At 69.4% G+C, this 22,005-nt stretch carries 25 protein-coding genes, 1 tRNA gene and 1 pseudogene; 17 read left to right on the top strand and 10 right to left on the bottom strand.

The genetic code is table 11. The features are described 5' to 3' along the window. Window positions 1–3 precede the first annotated feature (3 nt). The gene (locus tag ACIQJ5_RS09070) at window positions 4–690 is read right to left on the bottom strand and encodes a trimeric intracellular cation channel family protein (protein ID WP_231092104.1); all 687 of its coding nucleotides are present in this window, start codon (window positions 688–690) and stop codon (window positions 4–6) included. A gap of 79 nt (window positions 691–769) precedes the next feature. Between ACIQJ5_RS09070 and ACIQJ5_RS09065 the strand changes: the two genes are divergently transcribed. Genes ACIQJ5_RS09065 through ACIQJ5_RS09055 form a run of 3 tightly spaced genes read left to right on the top strand, consistent with a single transcriptional unit; the run spans window position 770 to window position 3,780 of the window. Then, window positions 770–2,191, top strand: coding sequence for an RNB domain-containing ribonuclease (locus ACIQJ5_RS09065; RefSeq protein WP_402843026.1), 1,422 nt, complete (start codon window positions 770–772; stop codon window positions 2,189–2,191). A 57-nt stretch (window positions 2,192–2,248) separates the two neighbouring features. After that, complete coding sequence (gene recO / locus ACIQJ5_RS09060) at window positions 2,249–2,974, top strand: DNA repair protein RecO (RefSeq protein ID WP_231092106.1); 726 nt, start codon at window positions 2,249–2,251, stop codon at window positions 2,972–2,974. After that, window positions 2,971–3,780 carry an isoprenyl transferase gene (locus ACIQJ5_RS09055; protein ID WP_231092107.1) on the top strand — a complete coding sequence of 270 codons (810 nt, stop codon included), beginning with the start codon at window positions 2,971–2,973 and terminating at the stop codon, window positions 3,778–3,780. The genes recO and ACIQJ5_RS09055 overlap by 4 nt, the downstream gene beginning before the upstream one ends. A 25-nt stretch (window positions 3,781–3,805) precedes the next feature. Here ACIQJ5_RS09055 and ACIQJ5_RS09050 read toward each other — a convergent pair whose 3' ends face one another. The 4 genes from ACIQJ5_RS09050 to ACIQJ5_RS09035 all read right to left on the bottom strand — a co-directional run bounded on the left by ACIQJ5_RS09050 (window position 3,806) and on the right by ACIQJ5_RS09035 (window position 7,012). Further along, the gene (locus ACIQJ5_RS09050) at window positions 3,806–4,750 is read right to left on the bottom strand and encodes a PIG-L deacetylase family protein (protein WP_231092108.1); all 945 of its coding nucleotides are present in this window, start codon (window positions 4,748–4,750) and stop codon (window positions 3,806–3,808) included. A 198-nt stretch (window positions 4,751–4,948) separates the two neighbouring features. Beyond that, window positions 4,949–5,854, bottom strand: a complete 906-nt coding sequence (locus ACIQJ5_RS09045) for a DMT family transporter (RefSeq protein WP_402843022.1) — start codon at window positions 5,852–5,854, stop codon at window positions 4,949–4,951. Between the two features lie 82 nt (window positions 5,855–5,936). Further along, window positions 5,937–6,515 (bottom strand): AAA family ATPase, encoded by a 579-nt coding sequence (locus ACIQJ5_RS09040; protein WP_231092110.1) that lies wholly within the window; start codon window positions 6,513–6,515, stop codon window positions 5,937–5,939. Beyond that, window positions 6,512–7,012 carry a glutathione peroxidase gene (locus ACIQJ5_RS09035; RefSeq protein ID WP_269143144.1) on the bottom strand — a complete coding sequence of 167 codons (501 nt, stop codon included), beginning with the start codon at window positions 7,010–7,012 and terminating at the stop codon, window positions 6,512–6,514. The genes ACIQJ5_RS09040 and ACIQJ5_RS09035 overlap by 4 nt, the downstream gene beginning before the upstream one ends. A gap of 77 nt (window positions 7,013–7,089) precedes the next feature. On the opposite strand from ACIQJ5_RS09035, the gene dusB reads away from it, so the two are divergent. The 6 genes from dusB to ACIQJ5_RS09005 all read left to right on the top strand — a co-directional run bounded on the left by dusB (window position 7,090) and on the right by ACIQJ5_RS09005 (window position 13,033). After that, a complete protein-coding gene (gene dusB, locus ACIQJ5_RS09030; protein ID WP_231092149.1) occupies window positions 7,090–8,262 on the top strand; it encodes a tRNA dihydrouridine synthase DusB in 1,173 nt (390 codons plus the stop codon). Then, window positions 8,252–9,592, top strand: coding sequence for a deoxyguanosinetriphosphate triphosphohydrolase (locus ACIQJ5_RS09025; protein ID WP_231092111.1), 1,341 nt, complete (start codon window positions 8,252–8,254; stop codon window positions 9,590–9,592). The genes dusB and ACIQJ5_RS09025 overlap by 11 nt, the downstream gene beginning before the upstream one ends. Continuing rightward, complete coding sequence (gene dnaG, locus ACIQJ5_RS09020; protein ID WP_402843017.1) at window positions 9,592–11,460, top strand: DNA primase; 1,869 nt, start codon at window positions 9,592–9,594, stop codon at window positions 11,458–11,460. The genes ACIQJ5_RS09025 and dnaG overlap by 1 nt, the downstream gene beginning before the upstream one ends. A 32-nt stretch (window positions 11,461–11,492) precedes the next feature. Next, the gene (locus tag ACIQJ5_RS09015; protein WP_231092113.1) at window positions 11,493–12,269 is read left to right on the top strand and encodes an ATP-binding cassette domain-containing protein; all 777 of its coding nucleotides are present in this window, start codon (window positions 11,493–11,495) and stop codon (window positions 12,267–12,269) included. Between the two features lie 88 nt (window positions 12,270–12,357). After that, a tRNA-Asn gene (locus ACIQJ5_RS09010) sits at window positions 12,358–12,430 on the top strand. A gap of 90 nt (window positions 12,431–12,520) precedes the next feature. Continuing rightward, window positions 12,521–13,033 (top strand): GNAT family N-acetyltransferase, encoded by a 513-nt coding sequence (locus ACIQJ5_RS09005; RefSeq protein ID WP_402843014.1) that lies wholly within the window; start codon window positions 12,521–12,523, stop codon window positions 13,031–13,033. A gap of 10 nt (window positions 13,034–13,043) precedes the next feature. On the opposite strand, the gene ACIQJ5_RS09000 is transcribed toward ACIQJ5_RS09005, so the two are convergent. Next, complete coding sequence (locus ACIQJ5_RS09000) at window positions 13,044–14,264, bottom strand: MFS transporter (RefSeq protein WP_402843011.1); 1,221 nt, start codon at window positions 14,262–14,264, stop codon at window positions 13,044–13,046. A gap of 52 nt (window positions 14,265–14,316) precedes the next feature. On the opposite strand from ACIQJ5_RS09000, the gene ACIQJ5_RS08995 reads away from it, so the two are divergent. After that, entirely contained in the window at window positions 14,317–15,000 is a 684-nt protein-coding gene (locus tag ACIQJ5_RS08995; RefSeq protein WP_402843008.1) for a FadR/GntR family transcriptional regulator, read from the top strand. Between the two features lie 46 nt (window positions 15,001–15,046). On the opposite strand, the gene ACIQJ5_RS08990 is transcribed toward ACIQJ5_RS08995, so the two are convergent. Both ACIQJ5_RS08990 and ACIQJ5_RS08985 read right to left on the bottom strand, forming a co-directional pair. Beyond that, window positions 15,047–15,790 carry a siderophore-interacting protein gene (locus tag ACIQJ5_RS08990; protein ID WP_402843006.1) on the bottom strand — a complete coding sequence of 248 codons (744 nt, stop codon included), beginning with the start codon at window positions 15,788–15,790 and terminating at the stop codon, window positions 15,047–15,049. Between the two features lie 177 nt (window positions 15,791–15,967). Further along, window positions 15,968–16,375, bottom strand: a complete 408-nt coding sequence (locus ACIQJ5_RS08985; protein WP_231092118.1) for an Imm70 family immunity protein — start codon at window positions 16,373–16,375, stop codon at window positions 15,968–15,970. 92 nt (window positions 16,376–16,467) lie between these two features. Here ACIQJ5_RS08985 and ACIQJ5_RS08980 point away from each other — a divergent pair, with 92 nt between their 5' ends. Both ACIQJ5_RS08980 and ACIQJ5_RS08975 read left to right on the top strand, forming a co-directional pair. Beyond that, entirely contained in the window at window positions 16,468–16,764 is a 297-nt protein-coding gene (locus ACIQJ5_RS08980) for a DUF1905 domain-containing protein (protein WP_231092119.1), read from the top strand. A gap of 71 nt (window positions 16,765–16,835) precedes the next feature. Continuing rightward, entirely contained in the window at window positions 16,836–17,885 is a 1,050-nt protein-coding gene (locus ACIQJ5_RS08975) for an endonuclease/exonuclease/phosphatase family protein (RefSeq protein WP_402843001.1), read from the top strand. A gap of 57 nt (window positions 17,886–17,942) precedes the next feature. Here the strand turns inward: ACIQJ5_RS08975 and ACIQJ5_RS08970 are convergent, their stop codons facing one another. Then, a complete protein-coding gene (locus ACIQJ5_RS08970; RefSeq protein WP_231092121.1) occupies window positions 17,943–18,245 on the bottom strand; it encodes a MerR family transcriptional regulator in 303 nt (100 codons plus the stop codon). A gap of 116 nt (window positions 18,246–18,361) precedes the next feature. Here ACIQJ5_RS08970 and ACIQJ5_RS08965 point away from each other — a divergent pair, with 116 nt between their 5' ends. From ACIQJ5_RS08965 to ACIQJ5_RS08955, 3 genes and pseudogenes are all read left to right on the top strand, one after another. Beyond that, window positions 18,362–18,808 (top strand): Hsp20/alpha crystallin family protein, encoded by a 447-nt coding sequence (locus ACIQJ5_RS08965; RefSeq protein WP_402842997.1) that lies wholly within the window; start codon window positions 18,362–18,364, stop codon window positions 18,806–18,808. Next, the gene (locus tag ACIQJ5_RS08960; RefSeq protein WP_402842994.1) at window positions 18,805–19,026 is read left to right on the top strand and encodes a DUF2795 domain-containing protein; all 222 of its coding nucleotides are present in this window, start codon (window positions 18,805–18,807) and stop codon (window positions 19,024–19,026) included. Before ACIQJ5_RS08965 ends, ACIQJ5_RS08960 begins: the two co-directional genes overlap by 4 nt. A 260-nt stretch (window positions 19,027–19,286) precedes the next feature. Next, window positions 19,287–19,955, top strand: a pseudogene (locus ACIQJ5_RS08955) (zinc-binding dehydrogenase); the annotation flags it as partial. Between the two features lie 9 nt (window positions 19,956–19,964). On the opposite strand, the gene ACIQJ5_RS08950 reads toward ACIQJ5_RS08955, so the two are convergent. Further along, the gene (locus ACIQJ5_RS08950; protein WP_402842993.1) at window positions 19,965–20,408 is read right to left on the bottom strand and encodes a rhodanese-like domain-containing protein; all 444 of its coding nucleotides are present in this window, start codon (window positions 20,406–20,408) and stop codon (window positions 19,965–19,967) included. A 92-nt stretch (window positions 20,409–20,500) separates the two neighbouring features. Between ACIQJ5_RS08950 and ACIQJ5_RS08945 the strand changes: the two genes are divergently transcribed. Together ACIQJ5_RS08945 and ACIQJ5_RS08940 are read left to right on the top strand one after the other, a co-directional pair. Beyond that, a complete protein-coding gene (locus tag ACIQJ5_RS08945; RefSeq protein WP_231092128.1) occupies window positions 20,501–20,962 on the top strand; it encodes an Lrp/AsnC family transcriptional regulator in 462 nt (153 codons plus the stop codon). 64 nt (window positions 20,963–21,026) lie between these two features. Further along, a complete protein-coding gene (locus ACIQJ5_RS08940; RefSeq protein WP_402842988.1) occupies window positions 21,027–21,626 on the top strand; it encodes a hypothetical protein in 600 nt (199 codons plus the stop codon). The last annotated feature ends 379 nt before the right edge of the window (window positions 21,627–22,005 follow it).

The following is a 22,005-nucleotide window of genomic DNA, read 5'->3' as shown; positions in this document are numbered from 1 at the left end:
CTGTCAGGGCTTGACGATGCGGATGACCCCCGTCTCGGCCGCCACCTTGCGGCGATGGAGCATCCGCTGCTCGGGCAGGGAGAGGTCGAAGATCACGGCCAGGAGCCGTACCCCGGCGGTCACCGCGATGCCGAGGAAGGCCGCAGGCGCGAACGCCATCCCGAACGCGTTCGCGACGACGATCGCCAGACAGCCCACTCCCGCCGCGACCGCGTAGAGCGAACCGACGTGCATCACTGCGACCGGAAGCCCCATGATGACGTCTCGCAGCACCGATCCGCCGACGGCGGCACAGACGCCGACGAAGATCGCGGGGACGACGGGCAGACCGAGGCCCAGCGCCTTGGTGGTGCCGAACGCCCCGAACATGCCGATGGCGACCGCATCGAGCACGACGATGATGGCGTTGGCGCGATGCAGGAGCCCTGCCAGGAGCATGCCGACAAGCGATGCACCGCTCGCGGCGATCAGGTACCAGTTGCTTTGCAGCGTCGCCGGCGCAACGCCGAGCATGAGATCGCGGATGAGACCGCCGCCCATGCCGACCAGCACGCCGATCAACGCCACGCCCAAGAGGTCCAGACGACGCTGCCCCTGGAAGCCTGCGGCGAACATCGCTCCCTGCAGGCCGCCGAGGCCGACGGCGGTGAGGTCGGCCCACAGCGGGATCATGAACGTATCCTGTGTCACTCCTCCATTCTCGCCTCCGGTGCGCGCCCACGCGGCTGTGCGTCGTCTCGTGTCCGCAAGCGGGGGATAGGTTGGGCGCATGCCGATGCGCCACACGAGACTCTCCGACACCAGCACCGAGATCACGGCAGGCCTGGAACGGATCCGCACCGAACTCGCCCTTCCCGATGCGTTCCCAGAGGCTGTCGAGAAGGAGGCATCGGCGGCGGTTGCAGCGCTCGCCCTGCCGGATGCGGACCTCACCGACATCGAGTTCGTGACGATCGATCCCGAGGGGTCGCGGGATCTGGATCAGGCGCTGCACATCGCGCCGGACGGCGACGGTCACGTCGTGCACTATGCGATCGCCGACCTGCCCGCTGTCGTTGCGCCGGGGGGAGCCGTGGACACGGAGTCACATGTGCGCGGACAGACGCTGTACGCGCCAGACGGGTCGGTTCCGCTTCACCCGCGCATCATCAGCGAGGACGGTGCAAGCCTGCGGGAGGGGCGCGTCCGCTCGGCCTATGTGTGGCAGATGACGCTGGATGCCGACGGCAACACCACGCACACCACGGTGCGCCGGGCACGGGTGCGCAGCAGATCGCAGCTGTCGTACCGGGAGGCGCAGGAGCGCATCGCGGCGGGCGACGGACTGCTCTCCCCGTTGCGGACGGTCGGGGAACGGCGTCTCGCGCTGGAGACCGCGCGCGGGGGAGCGTCGCTCGACATGCCGGAGGAGGAGATCGTCCATGCGCACGGGTTCTGGCGGATCGAACGGCGCGACCTGCTTCCCGTGGAACAGTGGAACGCGCAGATCTCGCTGATGACCGGGATGGAGGCGGCGAACATCCAGCTGGCTGCCGGCGCGGGCATCATCCGCACGATGCCTCGTCCCGCGGCGGCCGACATCGACCTCTTCCGCGCCCAGGTCGCCGCTCTCGGCCTGGTCTGGGCCGAGGGGCAGACCTATGGCGAGTTCCTGCGCGGACTGGACCGGGACCGGCCCACTACGCTCGCGGTGCTGAGTGCGGCTCGCCGCCTCTTCCGCGGCGCAGGATATCGCGTGATCGACGGTCCGCTCGCGGAGGCCGATGCCGTTCATGCGGCCATCGGCGCCCCGTACGCGCATGCCACCGCGCCCCTTCGCCGGCTGGTCGACCGGTACGCGCTCGCGCACTGCGAGGCTCAGGCGAACGGTGAACCTGTGCCGGCCTGGGCGAGCGCGGGGCTGGCGGAACTGCCCGGGATCATGCAGCGCACCGGACAGCTGGCGGGGCGGCTGGAGCGGGAGTCGCTGGACGTGGTGACCGATGCCATCCTCGCGCCGCTGGTCGGGCACCGCTTCGACGCGATCGTCATCGAGCAGCGCGGCGACAAGCCGGCGCGGATCGAGCTGGTGGCGCCCCCGCTGGAGACCGACGCGCGTGTCGCGGCCCCGGCCGGCACCCGAATCCGGGTGAGGCTCGACAGCTTCGATGCCGAGAAGGGGCAGCCGACCTTCGTCGCGGCGGACGACTGAGCCCACCGCAAACCGTGTCCGCGGCCGCAGTGTCGGTAGTGCGACCGATAATGGATTGTGCCCACCTATCGAGATGAAGCCGTCGTGCTGCGCACCCACAAGCTGGGTGAGGCCGACCGGATCGTCACGATGCTGAGCCGTCGTCACGGCAAGATCCGTGCGGTCGCCAAGGGGGTGCGGCGTACGTCGTCGCGCTTCGGCGCTCGCCTGGAGCCGTTCATGGTGGCCGACGTCCAGCTGTACGCCGGGCGCTCGCTCGATACGGTGCAGCAGGCCGAGTCGATCGGCTCCTACGGCGCCGAGATCGCCGTGCACTACGAGCGCTACACCGCAGCCCACGCGATGGTGGAGGCGGCGGATCGCCTGGGAGACGCCGAGGCCACCGCGCAGCAGTACGTGCTGCTCGTCGGCGGGCTCCGTGCCCTCTCACGCGGCGAGCACTCCCCGCGATCGATCCTGGACTCCTATCTGCTGCGCGCAATGTCCCTGTCGGGGTGGGCACCCGGACTCGACGACTGCGCCCGCTGCGGCGAGCCGGGTCCCCACCAGATGTTCATGGCACAAGCCGGCGGCATGGTGTGCCGCTCGTGCGCGCCGGCAGGGGCCGCACGCGTGGAGCCCGCCACCATCGACCTGCTGCGTGCGCTCATCCGCGGCGACTGGGAGCAGATCGACGTGGCATCGCACCGCGAGCACGCCGCGGCCGCCGGACTCGTGGCGGCGTACACCCAATGGCACCTGGAGCGCGGCATCCGCTCCCTGGCACACGTGGAGACTCCGTGACCCCGAAGCCCTACACGCATCGGGACGCCGTCCCGTTCCGCCCGGTCGACTGGACCGGCGAGTACCCGCCCGCGTACGCCCGGGGGAGCGTTCCCCAGCACGTCGCCGTGGTGATGGACGGCAACGGCCGCTGGGCCAATCGCCGTGGACTCTCGCGCGTGGAGGGCCACAAGGCCGGCGAGGCCGCCCTCCTGGATGTCGTGGCCGGTGCCCTGCAGGCCGGTGTCAAGCATCTGTCGGTCTACGCGTTCTCTACAGAGAACTGGGCCCGCTCGCCCGAAGAGGTTCGCTTCCTGATGGGCTTCAACCGGGAGGTGCTGCATCGCCGGCGCGACCAGCTCAACGAATGGGGCGTGCGCGTGCGGTGGGCCGGGCGGCGGCCGCGGCTGTGGCGCTCGGTGATCTCAGAGCTCGAGTACGCGCAGGAGCTCACCAAGAGCAACACGGCGCTCACCCTCACGATGTGCGTGAACTACGGCGGTCGCGTCGAGATCGCCGACGCGGTGCGCTCGATCGCCGATGACGTCTCGACGGGACGGCTGCGGCCGTCCGCGGTGACGGAGAAGCTGATCGCCAAGCGGCTCTACCAGCCAGACATGCCGGACGTCGACCTGTTCGTGCGCTCGTCCGGCGAACAGCGCACCTCGAACTTCCTGCTGTGGCAGTCGGCCTATGCGGAGATGGTGTTCCTCGACACGCTGTGGCCGGACTTCACCCGCCGCGATCTCTGGCACGCCATCGACATCTACACCGGTCGCGACCGCCGCTTTGGCGGCGCCGTCGACGCTCCCGACACCCCGGCCTGACCCCCGAGGAGCCGTGAGCCTGGGCTCAGGGGAAGGCGAGTTCGGCGTCGGTGTAGAGATACAGACGCTGCAGCGAGGTGCCGAAGGGCTTGAGCGCCAGGCAGGACTCATCCGTGGTGCAGCGCGACACCGGGTCGTCCTCGGAGTAGATCCGGAACGCGTCGATCTTCAGGCGCAGGTCCTGACCTTCCACGTTGGCCTCGAGGTCGCGCCCGGGATAGCCGACCGCATACCGCACGGCTCCGGCGTCGTAGCCCATCCCGATCCATGCGGCGCGCACGAGAGAGCCGACCGCCCCATGGTCGGAGTGATCCGGACGACGCGGGTCGTCGCCCACGTGCATGGTGGCCTCGGTGGGAACGAGGGTGATCAGCTGGTGCGGCTGGAAGGCGGCGATGATCTCCTGGACGCTTGCCAGGAGCTGGTCGCGTGTGACGACCGCGCCCGTGTCGACCTGGGTCATCTCGGAGATGGTCCCGGCGTTCATCGATTCCAGCGAGGCGCGTCCCGTGGCCTCGAACCCCGATCCGTTGAGGTTTCCATCCGGCAGACGCAGGAGCGTGATGCTCAGGCGCGCATCGTCGGCAGGAGCGATCACGGTGGCGTGCATGCCGGTAAGGAGCGTGATCTCCCGGGTGGTCCACTCGACACCCGAGACGCCGCGCATCGCATCGTAGGCGTTGCGCAGACCGCGCTCGCGGCCCTCGACGTAGTCCATACCCTTGCCCGCGTCGCCGGCTGTGAGAAAGACGGTGTGTACGCATTCGCCTGAGCGCAGTGCCGTGATCAACTGCGGGTTGGCGAAGAGCAGATCGTCGTCGTAGTGCGCCATGATCGACAGGGTCGTGGGTGCGCCGTCGGGACAGGGGGCGGCAATGGGCGATACGGGCTGCGCCGCTTCGGTGGGGGTCGGGACGTCGACGGGCGTCGGAGCGCTCGTCGGGGCATCGGGGGTGAGAGGCGGGATCACGGGCGCACTCGCCGGGCTCGCGCATCCACCGAGCACCAGGACGACCACGACGGCCGCTGCTGTGAATCCTGCTCGTATCGCTCCACGAATTCGTCCTCTTCCTGACGGGCCGTTCGTCACGTTCCGCTCTCCCCCTGATATCACTGTCAGCATCCTTGCACAGGGCATCGACGGGGATGTGTGCGGGTGGCCGTGTTCCTACCCTACGGCGGAGACGGCGCGACGCGATGTGCGGCGGCTGAAGAGGATGCCCGCCACGATGATCGCGCAGCCGACGGGTTCGTTCCAGGTGATCGCCTCGCCCCGCACGAGCGCACCGAGCGCGACCCCGACGACGGGGGAGAGGTAGGTCACCGTGGAGGCGTTGGTGGCTCCCCACGCCGCGACGACGTTGGTGTTCCACACGTACGCCAGCCCCGTTCCCAGCGCCCCCAGCGCCAGCATGCTCAAGACCACCGGCACGGTGAGCGTGACGGGCGTGAGCGCGGTGAAAGGGGCGACGAGGATCATCACGACGGCGGCGATTCCCACCTGCATGGTCGCCACGGGTACGGCGGGAAGTCCGAGCGGCGTCACGAATCGGCGGAGGTACACGAAGGCAACGCCATAGGACAGGGTGGCGCCGAGGCAGGCCGCCTGCGCAGGCACGGCGTTCTCGCCCGAGAAGCCGTGCCACGGGCCGAGGACGACGATCACGCCCGCGAAGCCCAGCAGCAGACCGACCAGCCGAGGCGGGGTCAGGCGCTCCTCCCGCAGCGCGACGAGGGCCACGAGCATCGTCATCAGCGGCGTCGTCGCGTTGTAGATGCTGGCGAGACCCGAGTCGATGAACTGCCCGGCCCAGGCGTACAGCAGGAACGGGATGACGCACAGCAGCATGGCCACCACGCTCAGGTGAACCCAGGTGCGCGGCTCCCGGGGAAAGCGGGACCGGGTGACGGCGCAGACCACGAGCAGCACGACGGCGCCGATGCAGACCCGTCCGAGGACAACCTGCACGGGGCTCAGCCCCTGAACGGCTTCCGCGATGAAGAGGAAGCTCGAGCCCCAGATCAGCGCCGTGGCGATGAACTGGACGAGGATGCCGATGCCGCGCGGGGTCATCGCTCCAGTCTCGTCGTGGCGGGTTCGCGACTCTGGCGGAAATCAGCCATCGCGCGGCGGAATTCCGCCGAACCCCTCCGGATCAGAGGGCAGCGAGGAAACGGGTCGTCTCCCGTGGGTGCCCGAAGCGCATGACGCGCAGCCCCGGGAGCTCGGATCGGAGCCGAGGGATGTAGTTCTCCCGCCACTTGCGGTGCGTGCGCGCCTCCCAGCGCAGCAGGTGGTCCTCGTCCGTCAGTGCGTGCCAGAGCGGGGGCTCGACATTGCCGGTGCCGGGCCAGACCTCGCGGCGTCCGATGCTGCGGGCGATCGTGCGGCGCACGAGGCGAGCGCGCGCGATCCGTCGCGGATAGTCGAGCCAGAGCAGCAGCTGTCCCCGCTGCGCCAAGTGCATACCGACCCCGGAACCCAGGTACTGCAGCTCGCTCACCCACCGGTCGCTGGCGGCGATCGCGGACACGTCGCGCTCGAACTCGGCACGCGGTGTCCAGTTCGGACCCCAGTGGAGCCGGTCGAGTTCGGTGTACGGCAGACCGAGGCGTGTGCTGACGGCGCGGCACAGCGTCGATTTGCCGATGCCCGTGACCCCGCAGACGAGAACGCGATCGTGGGCGGGAAGGGGATCGGTGGGCAGCAGCAGCGGAGCAGGCGCTCCGCTCACCGCGGCAGGTTGGCTTCGATGACCTCGACGATGGCCGGGTCGTCCGGGCGCGTCTGCGGGCGGAAGCGGTGCACATTGCCGGCGGGCGTCAGAACGAACTTCTCGAAGTTCCACAGCACCGGACCGCGCTTGCCCTCCTCATCCTTGGCCTTCTTCAGGGCCTTGTACAAGGGTGCTGCGCCGGGGCCGTTCACCTTGATCTTGTCCTCGATCGGGAAGCTGATCCCCCAGGTGACGGAGCAGTACTCCAGGATCTCCTCCATGCTGCCCGGCTCCTGCCCCAGGAACTGATTGCACGGGAAGCCGAGCACGGTGAACCCCCGGTCGGCGTAGTCCCGCTGGAGCTGCTCGAGCTGCTCGTACTGGGGGGTGAGACCACACTTGGAGGCCACGTTGACGATCATCACGACATCGTCGGCGAACTCGGCCAGAGTGTGCTCGCTGCCATCGGAGGCGAGGAACGGGATCGCGCGCAGATCTGCGGTGGTATCGGTCATTCTCCGAGCCTACGACCGTCTCGGACCCGGGCGGCGCTCGCCGCCCACGACTCTGGAAGAATGGGGGAGTGAACACGATGCTGGCAGAACAGAACACGGCGGGTCCTGCCGCCGCGCCGGCCCTGCGCATCGGACCGATCGAGCTGGATGCTCCTGTGGTCCTCGCGCCCATGGCCGGCATCACCAACACCGCCTTCCGGCGTCTGTGCCGCGAGTACGGGGCGGGGCTCTACGTGAGTGAGATGATCACCTCGCGCGCACTCGTCGAGCGCAACGCCGTGACCATGCGGCTGATCACACACCACGAATCCGAGACACCCCGGTCCATCCAGCTGTACGGCGTCGACCCGAAGACCGTCGCCGAGGCCGTTCGCATCATCGTCGCCGAAGACCGCGCAGACCACATCGACCTGAACTTCGGCTGCCCGGTGCCGAAGGTCACCCGCAAGGGCGGCGGATCCGCGCTGCCGTGGAAGCACACGCTGTTCAACGAGATCGTCACCCAGGCCGTTCGCGCCGCCGAGCACCTTCCGCTCACGGTGAAGATGCGCAAGGGCATCGACGACGACCACCTCACCTACCTGGATGCGGGTCGCATGGCGGAGGACGCCGGCGTCGCGGCGATGGCGCTGCATGGTCGCACCGCGAGCCAGATGTACTCCGGGCACGCGGACTGGTCTGCCATCGCGAAGCTGAAGGAGACCGTCACGTCTGTGCCGGTGCTCGGCAACGGCGATATCTGGTCGGCCGAGGACGCCCGGCGCATGATGGCGGAGACGGGCTGCGACGGCGTCGTGGTCGGCCGCGGCTGCCTCGGCCGCCCGTGGCTGTTCGGCGAGCTGGCGGAGGAACTCGGGCACGTCCCGAGCCCGAAGGTCGACGCCACGCTCGGCTTCGTCGCGCGCGCGTTCAAGCGCCATGCCGAACTGCTGGTCGAGTTCTTCGAGGATGAGGGCCGCGGCTGCCGCGACATCCGCAAGCACGTCGCCTGGTACTTCAAGGGGTATCCCGTGGGTGGCGACACCCGCGCCGCCCTCGCCACGGCGTCGAGCCTGCAGGAGATCGATGATCTGCTCGGTACGCTCGACCTGGATGCGCCCTATCCCGGTGCGGGTGCCGAAGGGCAGCGCGGCCGCGCGGGCACCCCCAAGCGCACCGTCCTCCCGGACGGGTGGCTGGAATCGCACGACATCGCGGCGGATCACCGGAGCAACCTGACCGAAGGAGAAGCGGACACCAGTGGCGGCTGAGCAGAAGTCGAGCGCCGGCCGGCGCATTCCCGAGGGATATGTCGCCGCCGACGTCGAGCGGTTCCACGGTGAGACCCACCGATCCGAACGGGACGACTTCGCGCGGGATCGCGCCCGTGTGCTGCATTCTGCCGCGTGGCGGCGCCTGGCGGCTAAGACCCAGGTGCTGAGTCCTGCGAGTCCCGCCGACTTCGCCCGCAACCGTCTCACCCACTCGCTCGAGGTCGCGCAGGTCGGGCGAGAGCTGGCGACGAATCTGCGGCTGAATCCGGACGTGGTCGACACCGCCTGCCTCAGCCATGATCTCGGGCACCCGCCCTTCGGCCACAACGGCGAACGGGCACTGAACGACTGGGCATCGGGGATCGGCGGGTTCGAGGGCAATGCGCAGACGCTGCGCATCCTCATCCGGCTGGAGCCGAAGGTGATGGATGAGGCGGGCCACGCCTACGGGCTGAATCTGACTCGCGCGAGCCTGGACGCCACGTGCAAGTACCCGTGGACCGCCGATGCCCCCGTGCCCGACCCGGGAGGCCGCCTGAAGTTCGGCGTCTACCCCGACGACGAGCCGGTCTTCCGCTGGATGCGGGAGGGAGCACCGGGGCGCGTGCGTTGCATCGAGGCCGAGGTGATGGATCTCTCCGACGACATCGCGTACTCCGTCCATGACTTCGAGGACGCGATCGTCAACGGCTACCTCAATCCGGCGCGGCTGTCCGATCCTGCCGAGCACGAGGCTCTGGTCAGCGCCATCCAGTCGTGGGTGGGCTATGACTTCACCCGTGACGAGCTGGACGATGCCCTCTACCGCCTCACGCGCCTGCCGGTGTGGCTGCGCAGCTTCGATCACTCCCGCGCCTCGCTGGCCCGGCTGAAGAACCTCACCTCCGAGCTGATCGGTCGGTTCGCACGCGCTGCCACCGCCGCCACGCGGGAGGCGTACCCCGTCGAAGTGATGACCCGCTACCACGCCCACGTCGTCGTGCCGCGCATCGTCGAGGCGGAGGTCGCGGTGCTGAAGGGCATCATCGGCGCCACCGTGGTGTCGATCGAGGGTCGCAAGTCCATCTACAAGGAGCAGCGACGGGTGCTCAAGCGCCTCGCCACCGCCCTCTGGCAAGACGGCGCGCAGGCACTGGATCCGGTGTTCGCCGCCGACTTCCGCAACGCCGCAGACGACGGTGCGCGCAAGCGGATCATCGTGGACCAGGTCGCGAGCCTCACCGATCAGACGGCGCTCGCCTGGCACCGCCGCTACGTCGGGGAGATCGATCCTGCGGACGTCGGCATCTGGTCGCCGGGCTTCGGCGTCGGAGAGCGGCGGCACTGATGGCGGGGCGCATCTCGCAGGCGGACGTCGAGGAGGTGAAGTCCCGCACCAACATCGGCGACATCATCGGCGAGCGCGTGGCGCTGCGCTCTGCCGGCGTCGGGTCGTTGAAGGGGCTGTGCCCGTTCCACGACGAGAAGAGCCCGAGTTTCCATGTGCGTCCCCAGGTCGGCTTCTATCACTGCTTTGGTTGCGGTGCATCGGGTGATGTGTACACGTTCCTGCGCGAGATGGATCATGTGACCTTCACGGAGGCCGTCGAGCGCCTGGCGGCACGTGTGGGCATCACCCTGCACTATGAGGAAGGCGGCGGTCCCGCCCCTGAGACCAGCGGCCGATCCCGGCTGTACGCGGCGAACGCGGCCGCCGCCGAGTACTTCCGCGCGCAGCTGGGGACAGCCGAGGCGGAGACCGGTCGTCGCTTCCTCGGAGCTCGCGGGTTCGATGCCGGAGCCGCCGCCCATTTCGGGGTCGGATACGCGCCCCGTGGCTGGAACGGCCTGCTCGATGCGATGCTGGCGCAGGGCTTCACGCGCGACGAGCTGACCGCGGCGGGACTCGTCTCCTCCGGGCAACGGGGAGTGTACGACCGCTTCCGTGGTCGCGTGATCTGGCCGATCCGCGATGTCACCGGTCAGACGATCGGGTTTGGCGCACGCAAGCTCTACGACGACGATCCGGGTCCGAAGTACCTGAACACCCCGGAGACCGCGATCTACAAGAAGGCCCAGGTGCTCTACGGGCTTGACCTCGCCAAGCGCGACATCTCGCGTGGCGATCCGAAACGCGTTGTCGTGGTGGAGGGGTACACCGACGTGATGGCCGCGCACCTGGCGGGAGTCACCACCGCCGTCGCCACATGTGGCACTGCGTTCGGCACCGATCACATCACCGTGCTGCGTCGCGTCATGGGTGATGAATCCGCCGCCGGCGAGGTCGTCTTCACCTTCGATCCCGACGCGGCCGGCCAGAAGGCTGCGTTGCGCGCGTTCGGTGAGGCGCGCCGCTTCCAGGCCCGCACCTACGTGGCCGTCGCCCCGGACGGACTGGACCCGTGCGATCTGCGCCTGGAGCGCGGCGATGCGGCCGTTCGCGCCCTCATGGACACCAAGGTTCCGATGTTCGAGTTCGTCATCGACCGCAAGCTGGAGGGCTTTGACCTTTCGAGCGTCGAGGGGCGGGTCGCGGGTCTGCGTGCCGCGGCACCCATCCTCGGCGAGATCGCCGACCCCGCTGTCCGCAGCGGGTACGAGCACGTGCTCGCTCGGCGGCTCGGCAGCGATCTCACCGATGTGCACCGTGCGGTGAGCTCGGCCGCTCGCCGGGAGAAGCAGCGGGAGGAGAACGGACCTGCGCGCCCCGCTCCGGCTGTGGCGGATGCCCCGGCCGAGCCGGTGCAGCGGGTGACACTGGCGACGCTCCCGCGGACGGGCGACGTGATGCGCGAGCGTGACGCCCTCATGGCTTTCCTGCAGTACGGGCATCAGATGGACACAGCGCTGCTGACGCGGGCGCTGAGTCGTCCGCTCGTGCATCCCGGGCTCGAGGCCGTCCGGGCGGGGATCCTTTCGGTGCCCGATCGGTCACGTCCCGGATGGGCGATGACCGCCATCGAAGCGGTCCGCGAGCCGTATCGCGTACTGGCGGGCGAGATGCTCGCGGCGGAGTTCCCGGCGCGCGATGAACAGTCCGCGCTGGCTGCGGCGAACGATCTCGCACTCGCTCTGGTGGAGCGCCAGTTGCGGGCGGAGAAGGCGGAACTGCTGAGCGCAGTCCAGCGCGTGCCGGCGGATTCCGATGAGGGTCGAGCGTTGCGCGTCCAGCTGCGCGATCTGGACATTGAGACGCGTCGACTGCGCGGCGAGTAGCGTTCGCCTCCGTCGTAGGTCAGGATGGACGCATGGCACGACGTCAGGACGAGTCCGCAGCCATCCGCGCAGATGATCTCAGCATCGGGGGACCCGGGGGTCTGCGCATCGTCGATGGGGTCTCCTTCTCCGTAGCGCCCGCCGGCACTCTCGTGGTCTCGGGGCCCACCGGCTCCGGCAAGTCCACCCTCGCGAGCGTCTTCGCCGGGGAAGCGGCGGACGGGGTGAGCGTGATCGGTGGATCCGGGGAGGTCGCCGGTGTCAACGTTCGTCGTCCGGGCCGCCGCGGCCGCCGGGAATGGGATTTCCGCACCGGCTACCTGCCGCAGGGCGCGGGAACGGCGATGCCGCCGCGTCTCACGGTGGGGGAGCACATCGCGTTTCCCATCACCAGCCGCGACCGCAACGTCAACCACACCGCCCTGTCCGTGCGCATCGCCTCCCTGCTCGATGAGATGCACCTGCCGCTCGGGGCTGCCGACAAGTATCCGTATGAGCTGAGCGCCGGCATGCTCCAGCGGATCGCGTTCGCGCACGCCGTCGTGCTCGATCCGAAGGTGTTCATCGCCGACGAGCCGATGGCGAACCTCGACGTGGAGGTGCGGCACGTGGTCTACGACGCGATCCGGCGTCGCCAGCGCGCCTGGGGGATGGCCTCGCTGCTCGTGACGAACGACCCGGACCTCGCTCGCGAACTCGCTGCAGACACGATGACTCTGCGCGCGGGTTCCGTGGTGGCCGTCGGTGACCACACCACGATCCCGCGACCCCCGTCGACGTCCGCGATTTCGACGATCCCGGCGCGCTGACCCGGCGACACTCCCGGGTCTCTGGCCGTGTTCTGGGGCGACGGATTTGTTTGCTAGAGTTGATCTGTCGCCGCCACGGTGGTGATGATCCTCCATAGCTCAATTGGCAGAGCAATCGGCTGTTAACCGATAGGTTCTTGGTTCGAGTCCAAGTGGGGGAGCAGCAAAACTCCCCGAAGCCCGCGCTTCGGGGAGTTCTTCGTTCGTTCAGCCGATGCTGCGTCACGATGGCCGTGCCGTAGATTCGGTGGATGACCATGACGCTGCGGCTTCCGCGCCCCGGGGACGAGGCGGACTGCCGTCGTCTCCACGAGGAACTTGCGAACGACGGCTTCGAGTTCCTTCAGCACCGTGGCAGCTGGGATGAGATCTGCGCGGCGGTGCGTCGGGAGCACGACGGCATCGATGTCGCACCCGGCCGGGTGCCGGCGAGCTGGCTGCTGGCGGATGTCGACGGTGAGGTGGTGGGGCGGGTGTCCATCCGTCACCGGCTGAACGACTTTCTGCTGCGAGAGGGTGGGCACGTCGGCTACGCGGTCGGCCCGGCGCATCGGCGCCGGGGGCACGCCACCTGTATCCTCCGGCTCGCTGTCGACGATCTGGCCCGCCGCGGCGTCGAGCGGATTCTGGTGACCTGCGACGACACCAATGTGGCGTCCGCGGGTGTGATCGAGAAATGCGGTGGCGTGCTCGAGGACATCGCGCCGTCGCGCGACGGAGGGGCGAAGCGCCGCTACTGGATCTCCGCCTCCCCGACGAGCTGACCCCGCGGCATCACTCGGCCCCGGTAACCCGAGCGGCGGTCGTCCGTGTCAGCAGGAGCCCGAGCGCGAGTTGTGCCAGTGCCCCGCACGCGAGCAGACCCAGCACGAGGGTCCAGGAACCCGTCGCCTGGTGGATGGCCCCGGCGGCGAGCGGGCCCAGAGTGGCGAGCGTGTACCCCACGGACTGGATGACGCTGGAGGCGCGCGCCGAATCCGCGGCGTTGCGGCCGAGGCCGGCGATGAGCACGAGAGCGAACGGGAACGCGCACATGCCGAGGCCGAGGCAGGCCGCCCACACCTCCGGCAGCGCCGTGGGGGCGAAGGCGAGACCGGCGACGCCGACGATGGTGGCGGTGGCGATGAGGGTGAAGCCGACGCGCATCCGGATCGGCGTACGGGTCAGCGGAACGATCAGCACGGTCGCCGGGGCTCCGATCGCCATCATCACGCCGAGCAGGATCCCGGCGCGCTCCGCGGACAGTCCGGCGCTGGTCGCGATGCTCGGCAGCCAGCCCATGAGGATGTAGCTGAGCAGAGACTGCATCGCGAAGAAACCGGCCAGCAGCCACGTGCCGGCGGGCAGGGGGTCTCGGCGGCGAGGTCCGGATGCCGGGGCAAGCGGGGCGCCGGCGTCGGGCCGGGCGGCGGGGCGGCTGAGCGGCATCGCGAACGCCCAGACCGCGACGGCGATCACAGCGGGCGCGGCCCAGACGGCGAGCCCCATCGAGGCGCTCCCGAGGGCGGATGCGATCGGGAGGGCGGTGGCAGCGGCCAGAGCGGCCCCGATCGACATCGCGGTGGAGTATGCCGTGGTGATGGGGCCGATGTGGCGGCCGAAGTGCGCTCGGACGACCGCGGGCAGCAGGATGTTGACCACCGCGAGGCCGGATGTCGCGATCACGGTGCCCGCGACCACAACCCACGGCGACGGGATCGCTCGCAGCAGGAGCCCGGCGGTGAGCACGACCATCCCGAGCCCGATCGTGCGCTCGACGCCGAGGCGGGCCGACAAGCGCGCGGTGCTGAGGCCCGCGACGGCGAACACGGCGGTGGGGACGGCGGGCACGATCACGACGGTGACGTCGGTGAGCGCCCCGCTCGCGGTCAGCGCGGTGATGAGCGCGGAGGTACTCGTGATAGCGAGCCGCAGGTTCAGTGCAATCAGCACGAGCGCCACGATCATGAAGACCCATCGGCTCCGGCTGCGAGCGGGATCGGGCGTGCGATTCATATTCATCCAAACATCTAACGTCTAATCATTGAGCCGTACTATCATTGCACGCATGACGCTTTCCCCGGTCCGCCAAAGCTCGCTCAGCGATCAGGTCGTCGAACGACTCCGGGCTGAGATCGTGGAGGGTCGCTGGCCGGTCGGCGAGCGCATCCCTCCGGAGCCGGAACTGATGGAGAGCCTGGGTGTGGCACGAGGGACGCTGCGGGAGGCGCTGCGTGCGCTGCAGTACAGCGGAATGCTGGACATCCGTCGCGGGGACGGCACCTTCGTCAACGCCCGCAGCGAGGTGCCCGGGGCGCTGGCGCGTTCCGGGGGAACCCTGGCGGATGTGCTCGAGGCGCGCGCTGCCATCGAGCCGCAGCTGGCGAGGCTGGCCGCACTGCGCGCCAGCGCGGACGACATCGCCCTGATTGAGACGGCGCTGGCGCGCCGGGCGCGCTCCCACGCGGACGACTGGGCCTCATCAGACGCCTTCTTCCACGAGGCCATCGCCCGCGCTGCGCACAATCCGATCCTGTTTGAGGTGTACGCCGCACTTCTGCCACGGCTGCAGGAGTCGGTTCAGGCGGCGATCAGTCGCTCCGGCTTCCGGGTCGATGATCCCCGGGGTCACGAGGAAGTGCTGGAGGCGATCGTCCGGGGTGACCCGGAAGCCGCCGGCGCCAGCGCGGCGGCGAATCTGGCGGCAACCGAGCGGTGGGATCTCGACGATCGCGCGAGCGGGCAGCGATAGCCCGCGTGCAGAGTCGTTGCGCACGGATGCCGTGGCCGGTTGGTTGTCAGAGCCGACGTTCCCGGCCCATCGCGCGCCCCTCGATCCAGTAGGCCTGCACGTGAACGGACTTCCGGCCGCCTCCGACGCGGTCCTTCACGGCGGCTCGGAGTGCTTTCAGCGAACCGGTCTCCCCGGCGGCCCATACCTGCTTCCCGGGGGAGAGGAGATCTGCCGCAGCGAGCGCGAGCGATGCGGGGCCCGAGCGCGCTGCCCACTGAATCGACGCGCGCGCCGCGGAGGCGAGCGGGATCAGCTCGTCCTCATCGTGCGCCTGCTCGAGGAGCACCGCTGTCTCCAGTTCCGGGGGGATCGAACGCAGGATCGCGTTGATCGCGGGCACGGATGCGGCGTCGCCGATGAGCACCAGCCCGGTGGTGTCCGGCGCGCAGGCGAAGGAGGTTGACCCGAGTGACTGCGCGATGACGTGATCGCCGGCGTCAGCGGAGGATGCCCACGCCGACGCGGGTCCCGCGGGCTCGTGCAGGAGAAAATCCACGTCGACCCTGCCCGCGGCCACATCGGCACCGGCGATGGTGTACGCGCGCTGGAACTCGACACCGGTCACCGGGTCAACGATCCACAGGCGGATCCATGCGCCGGGGGAGTCGGTGGCCTGCTGGAACAGGGTCGGCGCATTGAAGTGCACGCGAAGGAAGTGCGGCGCCAGCCTGGTCGTGCCGCGCACGGTGAGCGCGTGCTCCTTCGCGCCGAGAACGCGGAGAACGGCTCCGTCGAATCCGTGGGGCATCAGTGAGTGTCCTGTCTGCTTCGTGTCGTGTCGCGACATGCCGAGCTCGGCGACTCGACGGGATGCCGAGGCGGAAATCACCCTATCCGGCGAACTTAGGTAAGGCAACCCTAATCAGGAGCGGGAAGCCGTTGTCGCTCACCTCCGCCAGGCCGTCAGGCGGTGAGTGCGCCGCGATCAGCGGATGCGCAGGGGCTGGGCGGTCGTCGCAGACGTGGCGAGGGCTTCGTCGAAGACACCGATCAGGGATCGGCCGTCGGTGGTGACGTGATAGTCGCGCGCCGTGAGGATGGTTTCGGCGATCTGATCACCCCACGGCGGGACCCGGTCCGGGTGTTCGGCATCCCACACCACCTCAGAGGCCGGGAGGTGCTGGAGGAGCGTGGCTGCCTCGTTGAGTTCAGCACGAGCGCGGGGTGCATCGCCCGCGTCCAGTCCTCCGGATTCGTACAGGCGCGCGAGTAGCGGGAACACCCGCCCCCGCTGTCCGTCTTCGAGGCGCACGGTCACGGTGTCGAAGAAGGAGCCGAGGAAAGCCCCCGTGCCGACGGGATAGGCGATCGGTCCCACGCGAAAGCTGAGCACGCATCCCAGTATGGCTAAACCCGTTGCCTCTGCGACGCCTGCGGCGCACGCTGGTGCGAAGCCGCGCTCGCGGCGACCTGGTGGGAGGCAGCATGAATCATGCGTCGGGGCAGATCGGTCCGCTGGACGTCACATTTCACGCACCGCTCGTGACGAGTCCGAGTGCGGGCGGGTGGACGTACGTCCAGATGGCGGGCTCCGCGGAGTTCTTCGGCACGCGAGGTCTGGTGAAGGTGACCGGCACCGTGGACGGTGTCCCGTTCGAGAGCTCCTTCATGGCGCTCGGGGACGGGACGCACAAGCTGCCGATCGCCGCGGCGCTGCGCGCACAGATCGGCAAGTCCACCGGCGACGAGGTCACCATCCATCTGACGAGCCGCCGACGCTGATCCGGCGGCTGCGCCCGGCCGAAAGGCGCACCGCACAGCATCTGCGCGGCCAGGGCAGGCAGGCTGTGCGGATGAGCGGATCGACACCCGGGCCGGGCGCCCGCTCGTCACGACCACGCGGCGCGGGGCGCTGGCTCGCCATCGCCGGGCCGCTCGTCGTGGCGATCGCCTGCCTCGCCCTCCTCTTCCCGCGGCCGTTCGGGACCGAACGCGCGCTCGGCGTGGCTCAGGTGATCTCCTTCCGCGCGGGCGTCGCGATCGGGCTGCTCGCGCTGGCCTCGGGGGTGGCGACGCTGATCGGGGTGCTGGCTGTGCGCCGGCGCCGCATCGCGCCCGGCGGTGTGGCCACGGTGATCATTCTTCTTGTCGCCGCCATCGGCAATGTGGCCGTGCTCGCCGACCGCGGCTGGCAGGCGGACGACGTGGATGCGGCACGGTCGGCCGATGCGATCACGGTGCTGTCGTGGAACACCCAGGGCGGAGCCACTTCGCCCGCGGAGGTCGCCGGACTGGCGGCCCGCACGCACGCGGACATCGTTGCTCTCCCGGAGACCGACGCCGTCGCCGCTGCGGAGATCGCGCGACTGCTCGCACAGCAGGGCATCCGCGTGAACGCGCAGACCACGGGGGAGTGGATCCCGACCTCGCTGCTGGTCTCCGAGCGCCTGGGGGCCTACCGGCACGATCTCGGAGCCGGGAGCACCCCGGGATTGCCGAGTGGCGTGTGGGTGCCGCAGGACGGTGCGTCTGCCGGGTCGTCGCCGCCCATCGTGGTGGCGCATCCCATGCCGCCGTTGCCGACGAGAATGCAGGCGTGGCGTGACGGTCTGGACTGGGTCGCCCAGCAATGCCGGACCTACGGGGCTGATGTCGTGATCGCAGGGGATCTCAATGCGACCCTGGACCACCTCCCCGCCATGCCCGGATGCCCCGACGCGGCACGCTCCACCGGAACCGCCGGATGGGGGAGCTGGCCGTCCACCGCTCCGGCATGGTTCGCCGCACCCATCGACCATGTGCTCGCGGGCAGGGCCTGGCGCGCCGTGGCGTTCGAGGTCGTCGACTCCCCGGGTCGCGGGAGCGATCATCGCGCCATCGTGGCGGTGCTGGAGCGCGCGTGACGCACGGGGTGCGACGGTGCTCCGGCCGGAACGGCGAGCGGGTCTACGCGGCGGTGGTCACGCCGGATCCTCACGTCCCGCGCGCTGCGCGTCCAGTTCATCGCGCAGGAGCTGGTTCGCGTCCTCGAGATCGAGCACGCGGCCGATGCCGGCGAGGTTCATGCCTTCGTCACGGAGTCGACCGACGCGCCGCAGTCGCGCGATGTCGTCGTCGCTGTAGCGCCGTGTGCCTCCATCGCTGCGGGCGGGGGTGAGGATTCCGTGTCGCTCGAGGAGCCGCAGGCTCGCCTCGTTCATATCGACGAGCTGGGCGGCGACGGCGATGCCGTACACCGGTGTCCTGCTGTCGCGACTGGGCATTGTTCCTCCGGCTTGAAATTTCTACGAACGTGTTCTATAAAAAATCTACACCACGAGATGCAGATAACCTGCATCCCCACATCAGCCCAGTCGGGCCGCAGGAAAGGAGAATCACCATGGCACTCACCTTTGACACCCTCAGTCAGCTGGATCGGCTCGCCGCAAGCGTGCTCGAATCTCCCCGCGGGCCGCGGCGCATGCCCGTGGACCTGTACCGCGACGGCGACCGCTACATCCTCCACGCCGACCTGCCGGGCGTCGACCCCGGATCGATCGACGTGGACGTCGACGGCGGGCAGCTCTCCATCCGCGCTCAGCGCACGATGGGATCGCCGGAGGGCGTCCGCTGGTTCTCGCGTGAGCGGGACGCGGGATCGTTCCTGCGCCAGTTCGCCCTCGGCGACGGTGTGGATCTCGACGGCATCAGCGCCTCTTACGACAACGGCGTGCTGTCGGTCATCATCCCGGTCAGCGAACGCGCGCGTGCGCGCCGGATCACCGTGCAGGGTCCACGCCAGCGTCCCGAGATCGGTGTCGCCGTCGGCGCCAGCGAGGAGGGATGATCATGATCCCGTTCACGCTTGACCGGTTCCTTCGCGACATGGAGTACCCGGCCACGAGGGACGATCTGCTTCGGGAGGCCGCCCGCGAGATGCTCGCTGAGCGAGATCGCGATCTGATCCGGAGCCTGCCGGATCGTACGTACAGTGCGGGCTGGCACGTGCGACGCGCCCTCGCACGGCGCACGATCGGTGTTCCTCGCGAACCGGTGCTGGTCTGAGGCGAGACGAGGCGGGGCCCGGGGGACTCCCGGGCCCCGCCTCACGCTGTCGGCAGATCAGCGGAATCCTTCCCGCGCCCTCGGTGGGTTCGCTCCGGGTCGGCGTGCGCACGATCGGCCGATCTCCCGCGTGTTCCCCGGGCGGGCTCGGCAGCCGTCCGACGGCAGGATGTGCACGACAGCGATCAGCGAGGAGGGCGCCTTTAGCACGGGGCGCCCTGCAGGGAACCCCGCATCGCGTCGCCCGGGAGCCCGGTAGACCGGACGCATGGATCAGACGAGCCGATCAGAACACACGAGGGACCCGCGGACTCGGGCCGGTGGGGCAACTCACAGCTCGCGTCGGCCTCCATCGGGGCTACCGCGTGGTCGCTGTCGAGCCGGTACCCGAGCGCCGCGCGATGGCCGAGCGTCACGGGGTGACCACGCTGGAGCCCGGGCCCGACGTCGTGGAGCATGTTCGTGATCTCACCGCGGGACGCGGTGCCGACGGCGTCGTGGACGCCGTCGGCATGGAATCACACGGGTCGGTCGCGGCAGGACTCGCCCAGCGCGGCTCCGCGATGTTGCCGAAGGCGCTGGCGCGCCCGCTCATGTCGCACGCGGGCGTCGACCGACTGGCCTCCCTCTACGCGTCCATCGATGCGGTGCGGCGAGGCGGCACGGTCTCCCTCAGCGGGGTGTATGCGGGAGAGGCCGACCTGCTTCCTATGCGAACCATGTTCGACAAACAGGTCACGCTGCGGATGGGCCAGTGCAACGTGCGGCGATGGACGGCAGCGCTGATGCCGCTCGTAGAGGACCCAGCTGACCCGCTCGGGGTGACCGACCTGGTGACGCACACCGCTGCGCTCGCGGAGGGGCCGCGGCTGTACGAGACCTTCCAGAAGAAGGAAGACGGCTGCATAAAGGTCGTCCTCACGCCCTGACCCTTCCGCTCAGCAGTCGCAGCTGATCGACCCCAGCGGTGCGGTGAGCGGATCGACGGCGGAGGTGAGCGCGCCGCGATCGTCTTCTGCCGGATACCCCTCCCGCACCCAGTACTCGTACCCCCCGATCATCTCGCGAACCTGGTAGCCCAGCCGCGCGAACTCCAGCGCGGCGCGGGTCGATCCGTTGCAGCCGGGGCCCCAGCAGTATGTGACGACGGGGACATCCCGCGGGATCTCGCTCCGCGCGCGGCCGGCGATCTCGGCGGTGGGCATGTGGTGGGCTCCCGTGATCCGCCCCTGTGCCCAGGCCAGGTCGCCGCGCGAATCGACGAGCACGAAAGGAACGCCGTCCTGCTGATCGGCGCGGACATCCGAGGGGTCGGTCTCGAAGGCGAGCCGACCGGCGAAATGCGCGACGAGGACGTCGAGGGGAATAGGAGTTGGGGTCATGCCGCCACGGTATTCGCACGGAACCGTACGATCCAGGCCCGTTTCACGGTAGATCGTCGTGGCCGGCGGGAATTTCGTGGCAATCTGCTGATATGGCCGTTGCTTCCCCTTTTGAGCCCGATACCGTCGACACCGCGATCCTCGTCGCCCTCCAGGAGAACGGGCGTCTCAGCGTGGCCGATCTCTCGCGCCGCATCATGATGAGTCACAGCGCCACCGCTGAGCGCCTGCGCCGGCTGGAGGAGAGCGGCGTCATCATGGGCTATGCCGCCACGGTGGACCCGGAGCGGCTCGGCTACTCGATCCTGGCGTTTCTGCGGTTGCGGTATCCGAGCAGCGTCTACGAGCCGCTGCACTCGCTGCTGGCTGAAATCCCCGAGGTGGTCGAGGCGCATCACGTCACCGGTGACGACTGCTTCATCATGAAGGTGCTCGCCACGAACATGAAGCACCTGGAGCAGATCAGCGGGCGCATCGGCACCCTGGGCAACGTCACCACGAGTGTGGCCTATTCGTCTCCGCTGCCCACGCGCACGGTGCTTCCGCCGCGCTGAGACGTCACCGATCCGTCATCCGGGAAGGGGTGACGGCGATCGCTCGATGGCATATCGTGCGGCCATGGCATCGATCCTCCTTCCCGGCCACGTGGTGCGTTTCGTCCCGCGCGATGACGTCGCGCGGGCCCCGGAAGTGCTGCCCGTCGCGCGCCCGCTCGGACGATCGGCGCGGGTGATCCTCGGCGCACTTCTGGTGCTCGCCGCGGTGGTCGCGGCCGGACTCATCAGCGCTCTCTGGACGCAGCCCACCCCGGGTGCCTGGTTCTCGGCGCTGTTCACCGTCATGATCTCGGGGTTGGTGCTCGCGCTGGTGCTGGCGTACATCGGCGCGCTGCGGGACGGGCGTGCTCGTGCGGAGGCTGCCCAGCTGTGGTCGCGCGCGCGCAAGCACGTGGCCGAGCACGGCCGGATCGTGGCGCGCGAGGTGTCCACCCAGGAGGACGGACAGGTGGGGTCCTTCACACTCAGCGTGGCAGTGGAGGGGGGTGCCGAGCTCCACGCGCGATGGAGCATGCCGCGAGCGAGCAGCGGCGCGATCCTGCAGTCGCAGGTCCCTGTCGTCGGCCAGCCCGTGCGGGTCTGGCGTCTGGAGCCGGGACACGGAGACAGTGCATACGTCATCGATGTGGCGGATCCGTCGGCGGCGGAGTCCGCGCGCTGACCCGGATCGGCCTCGCTAGCGCCGCGTGCTCCGGGCCGGCTGAAAGCTGGGAATGGGGATGGGCTTGGTGGCGCGGCTGCGCTCCGGCGATTCCGCCGGTGTTTCCGCGGGTACTGCGGGGTCCGGATGCGGGGGCGAGGAGCCCGGTGAGGCGCCGAGGGGCTGGGAGATGTTCATGACTGCACCCTAGGCAGACGGGTCGACGATCAGCCACCGGCTTGCGGGGATCCGGATTGCGGGGTACGCGCGGGCGCGAACGCGCCTCAGCCTGGTCGGCGATGTCTGCCGCGGCGGCTCGGTGGTGACCGGCTCCGGTCTGATACGCACCGGTCGAGCCGGACGCAGGGCTGCCAGGACACGATCGGCCGGGTGCGGCGGC

Source organism: Microbacterium sp. GXS0129, assembly GCF_044769785.1.
In the GTDB taxonomy this organism is placed as follows: domain Bacteria; phylum Actinomycetota; class Actinomycetes; order Actinomycetales; family Microbacteriaceae; genus Microbacterium; species Microbacterium nymphoidis.
The sequence above is the reverse complement of the archived record's forward strand: the minus strand, read 5'-3'. Positions and strand labels throughout refer to the sequence as shown.